The sequence below is a fragment of the Halomonas sp. THAF5a genome (assembly GCF_009363755.1).
GTDB lineage: Bacteria > Pseudomonadota > Gammaproteobacteria > Pseudomonadales > Halomonadaceae > Halomonas.
The window spans coordinates 2,184,022-2,195,613 of sequence record NZ_CP045417.1; the positions used below are offsets into that span (position 1 = coordinate 2,184,022).

An 11,592-nucleotide genomic window follows, 5' to 3' on the forward strand; every position below is an offset into this window, starting at 1 on the left:
CTCTCCTTGGTCGCGGCCCCGATGACCGGGGGGATCCCCGCCACCCTAGCACGCCGCGGCGAAGCGTCTCCTGCCAAGGTCGTCTTTGCCCGCCCCCGGGCGGCCACTAAACTGATCGGTAACGCTGCATGAACGCAGGCTTGCAGGTCCGCACCCGCCGAGGCGGCGCGCGGCGCCTTTACCACGACAAGGAGGGCCCCATGGCCAAGGTGCTGGTGGTGGATGACGAGCCCAACATCGTCCTGTCCCTGGAATTCCTGATGCAGCAGGCGGGCTTCGAGGTGGACACCGCCGAGAATGGCGAGAGTGCCCTTTCGCGGATCGCCGAGGCGGCCCCCGACCTGCTGTTGCTCGATATCAGCTTGCCGGGCATCAGCGGCTTCGACGTCCTCGAGCGCCTGCGCGCCGACCCGGCCCATGCCCGGATGCCGATCGTCATGCTCACCGCCCACGGCCGCGAGGTGGAGCGCGAGAAGGGCCTCGCCCTGGGCGCCGACGACTATGTCACCAAGCCCTTCTCGACCCAGGCGCTGGTCGAGAAGGTCAAGACGCTGCTCGCCGAGGCCTCCTGATGGCCCGGCGCAGCAAGAGCCTGCCCCGCCGCCAGCGGCTGATCGGCCTCTGGCTGCTGCTCAGCGGCGTCAGCGTCTTCGGTGGCCTCCTCTTCGCCCTCTGGCTCGACGGCCTGGCGGGGCTCACCGGCATGGCGCGGGTCTGGCTGTGGCTCGGCTGCCTCTCCGGCGGCGGCACCATCTTCCTGGTCGGCCTGCTGCTCGAGCGCCAGCTCTTCACGCCGCTGCGCCACCTGCAGGTGCAGCTGGCCCGCCTGGTGGCCAAGCCCGACGCGCGCCAGGACTATCCCCCGGAGGGGTGGCTGAAGGGCCTCGGCCCCGACCTGATGCGCGTGCGCGAGGCCTGGCGCGCCGACCGGGAGCGCCTGGCCACCGCCCATGCCGAGGGGGCACTCAGCGCGACCCGGGTGCGCCAGGAGCTCGAGACCCTGCTCCAGGTCCTCGACACCCCGCTGCTGCTCTGTGATCACCACCGCCGGCTGCTGCTCTTCAACCAGGCCGCCGAGACGCTCTTCGAGGACCATCCGGGGCTCGGCCTGGGCAAGCGTCTCGACGCCCTGCTGCCGATCGCGAGCCTCGAGGACGCCCTGGGCGAGCTGCCCGACGACGGCGCACCCCGGGAGATCCTGGTGCCCTGCGGCGAGCGCTGGCTCCACGCGGTGCTGCGGCGCGTGCCCCACAGCCATCAGGAGACCCTGCTCACCCTCACCGACACCACCGCGGCCTGGTCCAGCGAGATGGGGGCCCGCGCCCAGCTCGCCGAGATGCTGCCGCCCCTGCGCCGCCACAGCGCGAGCCTGTGCAGTGCCGCCGACGCCCTGATCGGCGTGCGCGCGGACGCCCCGACCGACGCGCTGGGCCAGCGACTGGAGGCGGTGATCGACGAGGAGGGCCGGGCACTGGCGCACCAGCTCGAGCAGATGGGCCGGGTCATGGAGGAGATGCATCGCCAGGGCGAGCGGCTGGTCCCGCTATGGTCCAACGATCTCTGGGCGTCGCTCGCCGCCCGCCATGCCAGGCGCGACGTGGAGATCACGCCCATCGGCATGCCCGCCTGGCTCAAGGCGGACGCCCCGGCGCTGCTGGCCCTGCTCGACTCGCTGCTGCCGCGGCTATTGCGCCACGCCGGCCGAGAGGCGCTCGAGGGCGAGGTCTGCCTGGGCAATCGGCGGGTCTACCTGGATTTGATCTGGCTCGGCGACGTGCTCGGCGAATCCCAGCTCGCGGCGTGGCGCGGCGAGCGCCTGGACGCCCTGCCCTTCGCGCCGCGGGTCGCCGACGTGCTGCGCCAGCACGGCAGCGACGCCTGGAGCCTGGCCGACGACGACGGCCGACATGCCCGGCTGCGCCTGCCGCTGCCGGCGGCCGACCGGGTCGCCCCGCCCCGCCCGCGCACCCCGCCGCGCCCGGAGTTCCACGACTTCGGCATCGCCGACATGCCCCCGCCGGACGCCGAGCTGGCGGCGCGCCCGCTGCGCACCCTCGACGTGGTCGCCTTCGACACCGAGACCACCGGCCTGGAGCTGCGCCGCGGCGACACCGTGGTGAGCATCGGCGCCTGCCGGATCGTCAACGCCCGGCTGCTGGCCGACGAGGCCTTCGACCTGCGCGTCGACCCCGAGCGCCCCATCCCGCCGGCCAGCACCGCCATTCACGGCCTCACCGATGACGACGTCGCCGGCGCCCCGCCGCTTGCCGTGGCCCTGCCGCGTTTTCGCGACTACATCGGCGAGGCGGTGATCCTCGCCCACAACGCGGCCTTCGACCTGCTGGCCATCCAGCCCCCCGGCGGCGGCGTCGAGTTCGACATGCCGGTGCTCGACACCCTGCTGCTGTCCCGGGCGCTGGACGAGAGCCTCGACGGGCACGACCTGGACAGCCTGGCCGACCGCTATGACCTGAGCTTCCCGCCCGGCACCCGCCATACCGCCCTGGGCGATGCGCGCGTCACCGCGGAGCTGTGGCTCGCCCTGCTGCCGCGCCTGGAGGCCCGAGGCATCGAGACCCTGGAGCAGGCGCTGGCCCTGCAGGCCAGCGCCTTCGACCGGGAGGACGCCTACGCCTCGTGAACACGCCTCGCCGCAAGGAGCGCCTGGTCGCCCTGATCGTGCTGGCGGCGCTGCTCTTCTCGCCGCCACTGGTGCTGATCGCCTCCTCGGCGGACGGCACAAGCCGGCTGGTGCCCTACGTTTTCCTCGCCTGGGGCACGTTGATCGCCCTGATGGCCTGGCTGATGGAGCGCCGCGACGAGGAGGGCCGGGGCCGGGGTCGGAGTGACGGGCGATGACGGGCGGCCCCACGGTGGTGGTGCTGGCCTTCGGCTACCTGGCACTGCTCTTCGTCATTGCCGCCTGGGGGGATCGGCGCGCCGCCCAGGGCCGCTCGCTGATCGGCTCCCCCACGGTCTATGCGCTCTCCATCGCCGTCTACTGCACCGCCTGGACCTTCTACGGCAGCGTCGGTCGTGCGGCCCAGTTCGGCCCCAGCTTCCTGCTGATCTACCTGGGCCCGACCCTGGCGATGCTGATGGCCCCGTTCGTCATCGGCAAGATGGTGCGCATCGCCCGCGCCCAGCGCATCACCTCCATCGCCGACTTCATCAGCGCCCGCTACGGCAAGAGCTCGAGCCTCGGCGCGCTGGTCGCGCTGATCGCCCTGATCGGCATCACCCCCTACATTGCCCTGCAGCTCAAGGCGATCACCGTCAGCCATGCCGTGCTGGTCAACTACCCCCAGGCCGCCGACCTGCCCCTGGCCGACGAGCGCTTCTGGACCGACCGCTCGTTCTGGGTCGCGCTGGTGCTGGCGGTCTTCATCATCCTCTTCGGCACCCGCCACCTGGACGCCAGCGAGCGCCACGAGGGCATGGTGGCCGCCATCGCCTTCGAGTCGCTGGTCAAGCTCGCGGCCTTCCTCGCGGTGGGGAGCTTCACCGTCTTCGTGCTGTTCAACGGCCCCGCCGACCTGTTCGCCCAGGCGGGCGAACACCCCGAGCTCACCCGCCTGCTGAGCCTGGCGTCGGTGCCCGGCGGCGCGCTCGGCTGGGTGGGCATGCTGGTGCTGGCCTTTCTCGCCTTCCTCACCCTGCCCCGCCAGTTCCAGGTGCTGGTGGTAGAGAACGTCGACGAGCGGCATATCAAGCGTGCCAGCTGGCTCTTCCCGCTCTACCTGCTGGTGATCAACCTGTTCGTGATCCCCATCGCCCTGGCCGGGCTGCTGCTCGGCGGCGGCGACTCCGACAGCTTCGTGCTCACGCTGCCGCTCTCCGCCGGGCTCGAGGCCCTCCCCCTGCTGGTCTTCATCGGCGGTCTCTCGGCCGCCACCGGCATGATGATCGTCGAGACCATCGCCCTGTCGACGATGGTCAGCAACCAGCTGGTGATGCCGCTGCTGCTGCGCTCTGAGCGCCTGCACCTCGGCACCCGGGGGGAACTCGCCGGCTGGCTGCTGGGCATCCGCCGCGTCAGCATCCTGGGCATCCTGCTGCTCGGCTACCTCTATCATGCGCTGATCGGCGAGACCTACAGCCTGGTGACCATCGGCCTGGTCTCCTTCGCCGCGGCATGCCAGTTCGCCCCGGCGCTGCTGATCGGCCTCTACTGGCGCGGCGCTCGGGGGCGCGGGGCGGCGCTGGGCATGAGTGCGGGCTTTCTGGTCTGGGCCTGGACCCTGCTGATTCCGGGCTTCGCCCAGTCCGGCTGGCTCGACCCGGGCTTTCTCGAGCGCGGCCCCTGGGGCATCGCCTGGCTTCGCCCCTATGCGCTGTTCGGCCTCGAGGGATGGGACATCTACACCCACTCGCTGCTCTGGAGCCTCGTCGCCAACGTCGGCCTGCTGGTGGGCGTGTCGCTCTTCACCCGTCCCTCGGCCCTGGAGCAGACCCAGGCGGCGCTGTTCACCGAGACCATGCCCCAAGGCCTGGTGCCGGCGTCGCTGTGGCAGGGGCAGACCACCCGCGGCGAGCTGCGCGCCCTGCTCGACCGCTACCTGGGCGAGGCCGCCAGCCGGCGGGTCTTCGCCGCCCCTCCCCCCGAGAGCGACGAAGTCGATGACGACCAGCCCGCCCCCGCGGCGCTGACGCTGCGGGCCGAACAGGCCCTGGCGGGGTCGCTGGGCAGCGCCTCGGCCCGGGTGCTGATCGACTCGGTGGCCGGCGGCGAGGCGCCCGACCTGGAGACCGTCCTGCGCATCCTCGACACCACCTCCGAGACCCTCGAGATGAACCGCCGCCTCGAGCAGCAGTCCCGGGAGCTGGCCCGCGCCAGCGAGGAGCTGCGCGCGGCCAACGCGCGGCTGCGTGAGCTCGACCGCCTCAAGGACGAGTTCGTGGCCATGGTCAGCCACGAGCTGCGCACGCCGCTCACCTCGATCCGCGCCTTCGCCGAGATCCTGCGCGACAACCGGGCGCTGCCCGACGAGAAGCGCGAACACTTCCTCGACGTGGTGGTGCGCGAGAGCCAGCGCCTGTCGCGGCTGATCGAGGAGATCCTCGACCTGGCCCGGCTCGAGAGCGGCCGACTGACCCTCTCGCCGACGCGCCTCGACCTGGCGGCGCTGACCCGTCAGAGCGTCGAGGCGGTGCAGCGGCTCCAGGAAGATCGTGGCGTTAGCCTGGAGGTGGCGATCGAGCCCGAGACCGCCTGGGTGGTGGGCGATGCCGACCGCCTCGAGCAGGTGATCATCAACCTGCTCGACAACGCCGGCAAGTTCGCCGCCGATGACGATCCCCGGGTGCTGCTGCGCCTGGCACGCCACAAGACCCACTATCGCCTCGCCGTCGAGGACAACGGCCCCGGCATCGCCCCGGATGAGCGCGAGCGGGTCTTCGAGAAATTCCACCAGATCCAGCACCGGGAGAGCGGCGAGTCCCGGGGGCGGCCGCGCGGCAGCGGGCTGGGCCTGCCGATCAGCCGCGGCATCGTCGCCCACCTCGGCGGGCGTCTATGGATCGAGGACGCCGCACAGCTGGACGGCGCCTGCCTGGTGATGGAGCTTCCCGAAGCGCCGGCCGAGGCGCCGGCCTCCACCGATGCACCCGACGGCGCCCCGCCGGAGGACCGTGACGCGGGCGCCGCGCCCTGACCGCCTGCGCGCGTCAGCCGTCCCGCCGGGCCCGGCGCACCAGCGCGCGGATCTCCCGCAGGTCGTGTCGCAGCAGCAGGCGCTGGTCCTCGCGCAGCGCGCCGACATCCACCCAGCCATCCGGCACACGCCCCTCGACCAGCGCCTGGCGCTGGCCCGCCAGAATCAGCCCCTGTAGCCGCTCCAGCGCCGCGTTCAGCGCCTCGGCCCGAGGCGCGCTGATTGCCTCGCGCATCACCAGCGCGACCAGCCGCGAGCGGGTATCCGGCGAGGGCACCGCGTGGCGAAGGGCGATCAGGCGTACCGCGCCAACCAGCGGCAGCAGGCCCTGGCGCTTGAGGTCGAGGGCCCGCGCGTGGGGCGCGCCTTCGACGCGGCCGCGCAGCCGACCGAGGCGATCCAGGGCCACGGGCAGCTCGTCCAGCAGGCTCGCCATCTCGTCGAGGAACAGGTGGGCGTCGGGCAGGCACTCGGCGACCCGCCCGGCCAGACTCTCGGCCAGCGTCGACTCGCCGTAGAGCGGACGGAAGTCGAGCAGGATGTTGGCCTGCTGCACCCGCTTGACGCGCCGCTCGGCCGTCCAGATCGCGAGCTGCGCGCCCCACTCCGAGAGCCGCTTGCGCCACATCGGGAAGCGCGCCATGACATGTCCCTGGCAGAGCGGGATGCCGGCGGCGTCGAGGCGCGCGGTGAAGCGCTCGCCCAGCGACTGGAAGTAGCCGTCGATCTCGGTGTGCCGCGCATCGGGGTAGTCGGCGACGATCATGGCGTTGTCCTGGTCCGGGGCCAGCAGGCTCTCGTGGCGAGCCCCCGAGCCCAGCACCAGCACGCAGAAGGCCACCGGCGGTGCCCCCCAGCCCTGGGCCCGCATCTCGGCGAGCGAGTGCTCGATGGCCCGGCGATAGAGCCAGTCGTTGTGGTCGCTGAGCAGCTGGGCGATTCGCCCGGCGGGCAGGTCGAGGCGTGCGAGGGCGTCCGCGAGCTCGACCTGCCAGGCATGGGCCGCGGCGAGATCGGGATGCGGGCCGAGCCGTTCGAGCGCGGCGCCCAGCGGCGCCAGCACGTCGGGCCAGGCGGCGGGGTCGGGCATGGCATCGTCGGCGAAGAGGGCTCGCCAGGACGAGGAACGGTGCAGCAGGCGCATGAACGCTCCGTGTCATGTCGCGCGTCGGCGATGGCTTGAGTCTAACGGCCACGCCTTTCCGCCACACTTGGGCGAAAGGCCAAGGCGGCAGGCGACGATGACAGGCGAAACGGGGAGTGAGCGGCCAGGGCGCGGCGCGCCGTCGAGGGGCAAGACGACGACGCCCCCGGGCGGGGGCGTCGTCGTCAGGGGCGGGCGTCGCTCAGCGGGGCGAGAACATCTCGTCGCCGACCTCGTCGATGAAGCGCTCGGCCTTGCTCAGCATCAGGGCGTCGCAGGCCTCGCGCCCGGGCACCATGTCGGAACGCTCGAAGCGATGCTCGAGCATCTCGCCGGCCCGCTCGTCGGTCGAGGTCAGCGGCTTGCGGATCCAGCCGCTGACGCGAAACTGGCCGCCCTGGTCGGCGGGCTCGGAGACGATCAGGTAGCCCTTGTATTCCACCGGCTCGGCGGCGGGCGCGCCCTTCGGCTCGCCCTCATGACCGCCGAACAGGCCGGACAGCAGCTTCTTCAGCATGGCACCTCCTGACGGGATGACGCCGGCACGAGGCCGGCGTCGGGGTGGCTCAATCCTGGCGACGGCCCTTGCCGGCGGCGATGCGCAGGCGCAGGGCATTGAGCTTGATGAAGCCCTCGGCATCCTTCTGGTCGTAGGCGCCGGCGTCGTCCTCGAAGGTCGCGATGGACTCGTCGAAGAGCGAGGCGTCGGACTTGCGGCCGGCGACGATAGCGCTGCCCTTGTAGAGCTTCATGCGCACCACGCCCGAGACGTTCTTCTGGGTCTCGTCGATGGCGGCCTGCAGCATGCGACGCTCCGGGCTCCACCAGTAGCCGTTGTAGATCACCTCAGCGTACTTGGGCATCAGCTCGTCCTTGAGGTGCGCCTCCTCGCGGTCCAGCGTCAGCGACTCGATGGCGCGGTGGGCGCGCAGCATGATGGTGCCCCCCGGGGTCTCGTAGCAGCCGCGGGACTTCATGCCGACGTAGCGGTTCTCGACGATATCGAGGCGACCGATACCGTTGTCGCCGCCCATCTTGTTGAGCGTCTCGAGCACCTCATGGGGCTTCATCGGCACGCCGTCGATGGCCACGATGTCGCCGTGCTCGAAGGTCAGCTCGACGTAGGTGGGCTGGTCCGGGGCGGCCTCCGGCGAGACGCTCCAGCGCCACATGTCCTCCTCGGCCTCGGCCCAGGGATCCTCGAGGATGCCGCCCTCGTAGGAGATGTGCAGCAGGTTGGCGTCCATGGAGTACGGCGACTTCTTCTTCTTGGAGGAGAAGTCCACCGGGATATCGTGCTGATCGCAGTAGGCCATCAGCTTCTCGCGGGAATTGAGGTCCCACTCGCGCCACGGGGCGATCACCTTGACGCCCGGCTTCAGCGCGTAGGCGCCGAGCTCGAAGCGCACCTGGTCGTTGCCCTTGCCGGTGGCGCCGTGGGAGATGGCATCGGCACCGGTCTGGTTGGCGATCTCGATCAGGCGCTTGGCGATCAGCGGGCGCGCGATGGAGGTACCGAGCAGGTACTCGCCCTCGTAGATGGTGTTGGCGCGGAACATCGGGTAGACGTAGTCGCGGGCGAACTCCTCGCGAAGATCCTCGATGTAGATCTCCTTGACGCCCAGGGCCTGGGCCTTGGCACGCGCGGGCTCGACTTCCTCGCCCTGGCCGATGTCCGCGGTGAAGGTCACGACCTCACAGTCATAGGTTTCCTGCAACCACTTGACGATGACGGACGTGTCCAGGCCGCCGGAATAGGCGAGCACGACCTTCTTGACATCGGACATGCTGAGGCTCCTTTAGGCAAACGATCATGAAAGACGGAGATTATAGCGCGACGAGCCTGGCGCGAACACCGGCGACGGGACGCGCTGCCACCAAGCTGCTAGACTGCCGCGGTCTAGAGATATGATGCCCCAGACAAGGAGAGGTGCATGAGCGAGGCGATGGCCCGCGAACTCATGGCGCAGCGGTTCCGCAGCTTCCTGCCCGTGGTGGTGGACCTGGAGACCGGCGGCTTCAACGCGCAAGGCGATGCGATCCTGGAGATCGCCGCGGTAACCCTGACCATGGACCCGGAGGGCAACCTGCTGCCCGACGCCACCTATGCCTACCATGTCACGCCCTTCGCCGGGGCCAACGTGGAACAGTCGGCACTGGACTTCACCGGCATCCGCCTCGACGACCCGCTGCGCCAGCAGGTCGCGGTCAGCGAGGCCGAGGCGCTGGGCGAGATCTTCCGCCCGGTGCGCAAGGCCATCAAGTCCCACGGCTGCACCCGCGCCGTGCTGGTCGGCCATAACGCGGCCTTCGACCACGGCTTCCTGAACGCCGCCGTGGCCCGCTGCGGCATCAAGCGCAACCCCTTCCACCCCTTCTCGAGCTTCGATACCGCCTCGCTCGCCGGCCTGGTCTACGGCCAGACCGTGCTGGCTCGTGCCTGCCGCGCCGCCGGCATCGAGTTCGACAACAGCGCCGCCCACTCGGCCCGCTACGACACCGAGCGCACTGCCGAGCTGTTCTGCGCCATGGTCAACCGCTACAAGGACCTGGGAGGCTGGGACCTGGCCCAGCGCGAGCAGGGCCTGGAGGAGAGCTGACGCCCGACGGCTCCCCTGCCCCCTCCACGAAAAAACCCGCCGGAGGCCCGGCGGGTTTTTTCGTGGTCAGCGTGGCGTGGCCGGCGCTCAGGCCTGGGCGTCGCCCTCGCCTTCCTGGGCGCGCGCGGCGGCGGCCTTGATCAGCGTCTCCAGCTCACCGGACTGGTGCATCTCGGCGACGATATCGCAGCCGCCGACCAGCTCGCCCTCGACCCACAGCTGCGGGAAGGTCGGCCAGTTGGCCACCTTGGGCAGCTCGGCACGGATGTCCGGGTTGTCCAGCACGTTGACGAAGGCGAAACGCTCGCCGCAGGCCATCAGCGCCTGGACGGTCTGGGCGGAGAAGCCGCACTGGGGCAGCTGCGGCGTGCCCTTCATGTAGATCAGGATGGGGTTTTCGCTGATCTGGCGCTGGATGTTCTCGACGGTAGTGCTCATGACGTCTCCCTGGCTCGTTGACGGGACTCGGCGGAAGGGCCCCGGGGATTTCGGGCAATACCCGACCGTGCGGGTCGGCCTTGTGATGCCGCCATTCTACTGATGCCGGGCGCGTTGCGCATCCCCCGCGGGCTGGCTAGGATGGTCGTTTTTTCCCGTGGAGCGCCCCCATGGCCACTCGCCATTTCCTCACCCTGCTCGATCTCAGTCCCGATGAGCTGCGCTACCTGATCCAGCGCGCCATCTCGATCAAGAACGGCCTGAAGACCCACGGGCCCACCTATACCCCGTTCGCCAACCGCACCCTGGCGATGATCTTCGAGAAGTCCTCGACGCGCACCCGGGTCTCCTTCGAGACCGCCATGGCGCAGTTCGGCGGCCATGCGCTCTTCCTGTCGCCCCGCGACACCCAGCTCGGTCGCGGGGAGCCGATCGGTGACACCGCCCGGGTGCTGTCGGAGATGGTCGACGCGGTGATGATCCGCACCTTCTCCCACGAAGGCCTCGAGGCGTTCGCCCAGGCCAGCACCGTGCCGGTGATCAACGCCCTGACCGACGACTACCACCCCTGCCAGCTGCTGGCCGACGTGATGACCTGGACCGAGCTGCGCGGCAGCGTCAAGGATCGCACCGCGGTATGGATCGGCGACGGCAATAACATGTGCCACTCCTGGATCAACGCCGCCCGCCAGTTCGAGTTCAACCTGCGCGTGGTCTGCCCCGAGGGCTACGAGCCGCGCCAGGACATCCTCGAGGCCGCCGGCGACCGGGTCAGCATCATGCGCGACCCCGATGCCGCCGTGGCAGAGGCCGACCTGGTCACCACCGACGTCTGGGCCTCCATGGGTCAGGAAGAGGAGCAGGCCAGGCGCGAGGCGGACTTCGCCGGCTTCCAGGTCACCGAGGCGCTGCTCGATCGCGCCCGGGAGGACGCCCTCTTCCTGCACTGCCTGCCGGCCCACCGCGGCGAGGAGATCAGCGAGACCCTGCTCGACGACCCGCGTGCCGTGGTCTGGCAGGAGGCGGGCAATCGCCTGCACGCCCAGAAGGCGCTGCTCGAGTTCCTGCTGCTGGGCCGCGTGGAGAGCTGACGGAGACGCGGCGGAGGTCGCCTTATACCTTGGTATGACATCGACCTTCGTCGCATGTATAATGCGCTGCAGCAACCCCATCCAGGAGATGCGGCAGCATGACAGATTCCCTTTCCAGCCACAGCGGCATGCAGCGCAGCCTGCGCCAGTGTCTCTCCCAGATGGCCACCCTGCTCTATCGACATGGCCATGTGCTCGAGACGGTGACCGTCAGCCATCGTGGCCTCGATCGCCAGGCCCTGAAGGCCCTGGACTCCGCCACCAGCGACTGGGCCCCCTGCCAGAAGATCCTCGAGAACAGCCAGGCCGCCACCTGGAACGACCAGCAGCGCCTGGTGCTGACCGGCCTCGGTCGCGAGCTGCTGTTCGACATGTTCGGCGAAGGGGCCGCCGACTGCGCCTGAGCCCGACGCTCCCCCACCCCGCACGACCTGCATGAAGACGATGCCCGGATGCGCCCTCGATTGCGCGCCCGGGCATTTTTGGTTAGGTTGTGACAACTTGTCGGGGAGCCCCGGTACGCTCGAGGTGAGGTACACGGGGGCTGAGATCGGTACGGCCGAACCCGTTGAACCTGATCAGGTTGATGCCTGCGGAGGGAACAAGCTGTCGTCTCGCCATGCAGCCCCCTGTCGTCATCCGCCTGTTCCTCCGCGCCTCCTGCT

General features: G+C 70.3%; 11 protein-coding genes and 1 riboswitch. Of the genes, 7 read left to right on the plus strand and 4 right to left on the minus strand.

Going from position 1 to position 11,592, the window contains the following annotated elements; genetic code table 11:
* Positions 1-200: 200 nt before the first annotated feature.
* The 4 genes from FIU83_RS09765 to FIU83_RS09780 are packed head-to-tail and all read left to right on the plus strand — an operon-like array spanning position 201 to position 5,654.
* Positions 201-572: a response regulator transcription factor gene (locus FIU83_RS09765; RefSeq protein ID WP_152483883.1), complete on the plus strand. Its 372-nt coding sequence runs from the start codon at positions 201-203 to the stop codon at positions 570-572.
* Positions 572-2,641, plus strand: coding sequence for a 3'-5' exonuclease (locus FIU83_RS09770; RefSeq protein WP_152483884.1), 2,070 nt, complete (start codon positions 572-574; stop codon positions 2,639-2,641). The genes FIU83_RS09765 and FIU83_RS09770 overlap by 1 nt, the downstream gene beginning before the upstream one ends.
* The gene (locus FIU83_RS09775; RefSeq protein ID WP_152483885.1) at positions 2,638-2,859 is read left to right on the plus strand and encodes a hypothetical protein; all 222 of its coding nucleotides are present in this window, start codon (positions 2,638-2,640) and stop codon (positions 2,857-2,859) included. Before FIU83_RS09770 ends, FIU83_RS09775 begins: the two co-directional genes overlap by 4 nt.
* Positions 2,856-5,654, plus strand: coding sequence for an ATP-binding protein (locus FIU83_RS09780; protein ID WP_152483886.1), 2,799 nt, complete (start codon positions 2,856-2,858; stop codon positions 5,652-5,654). Before FIU83_RS09775 ends, FIU83_RS09780 begins: the two co-directional genes overlap by 4 nt.
* Positions 5,655-5,667: 13 nt before the next feature.
* On the opposite strand, the gene FIU83_RS09785 is transcribed toward FIU83_RS09780, so the two are convergent.
* The 3 genes from FIU83_RS09785 to FIU83_RS09795 form a co-directional block, all read right to left on the minus strand.
* Entirely contained in the window at positions 5,668-6,798 is a 1,131-nt protein-coding gene (locus FIU83_RS09785) for a DUF294 nucleotidyltransferase-like domain-containing protein (protein WP_152483887.1), read from the minus strand.
* Between the two features lie 202 nt (positions 6,799-7,000).
* Entirely contained in the window at positions 7,001-7,315 is a 315-nt protein-coding gene (locus FIU83_RS09790; RefSeq protein ID WP_152483888.1) for an HlyU family transcriptional regulator, read from the minus strand.
* Positions 7,316-7,364: 49 nt separating this feature from the next.
* Complete coding sequence (locus FIU83_RS09795; protein ID WP_152483889.1) at positions 7,365-8,585, minus strand: argininosuccinate synthase; 1,221 nt, start codon at positions 8,583-8,585, stop codon at positions 7,365-7,367.
* 147 nt (positions 8,586-8,732) lie between these two features.
* Here FIU83_RS09795 and rnt point away from each other — a divergent pair, with 147 nt between their 5' ends.
* Positions 8,733-9,398 carry a ribonuclease T gene (gene rnt / locus FIU83_RS09800; protein ID WP_152483890.1) on the plus strand — a complete coding sequence of 222 codons (666 nt, stop codon included), beginning with the start codon at positions 8,733-8,735 and terminating at the stop codon, positions 9,396-9,398.
* Positions 9,399-9,485: 87 nt separating this feature from the next.
* Here the strand turns inward: rnt and grxD are convergent, their stop codons facing one another.
* A complete protein-coding gene (gene grxD / locus FIU83_RS09805; RefSeq protein WP_152483891.1) occupies positions 9,486-9,836 on the minus strand; it encodes a Grx4 family monothiol glutaredoxin in 351 nt (116 codons plus the stop codon).
* 170 nt (positions 9,837-10,006) lie between these two features.
* Between grxD and argF the strand changes: the two genes are divergently transcribed.
* The gene (gene argF, locus FIU83_RS09810; RefSeq protein WP_152483892.1) at positions 10,007-10,927 is read left to right on the plus strand and encodes an ornithine carbamoyltransferase; all 921 of its coding nucleotides are present in this window, start codon (positions 10,007-10,009) and stop codon (positions 10,925-10,927) included.
* Between the two features lie 98 nt (positions 10,928-11,025).
* Positions 11,026-11,331, plus strand: a complete 306-nt coding sequence (locus FIU83_RS09815) for a hypothetical protein (protein WP_152483893.1) — start codon at positions 11,026-11,028, stop codon at positions 11,329-11,331.
* Positions 11,332-11,422: 91 nt separating this feature from the next.
* Positions 11,423-11,545: riboswitch (TPP riboswitch) on the plus strand.
* Positions 11,546-11,592 lie beyond the last annotated feature (47 nt).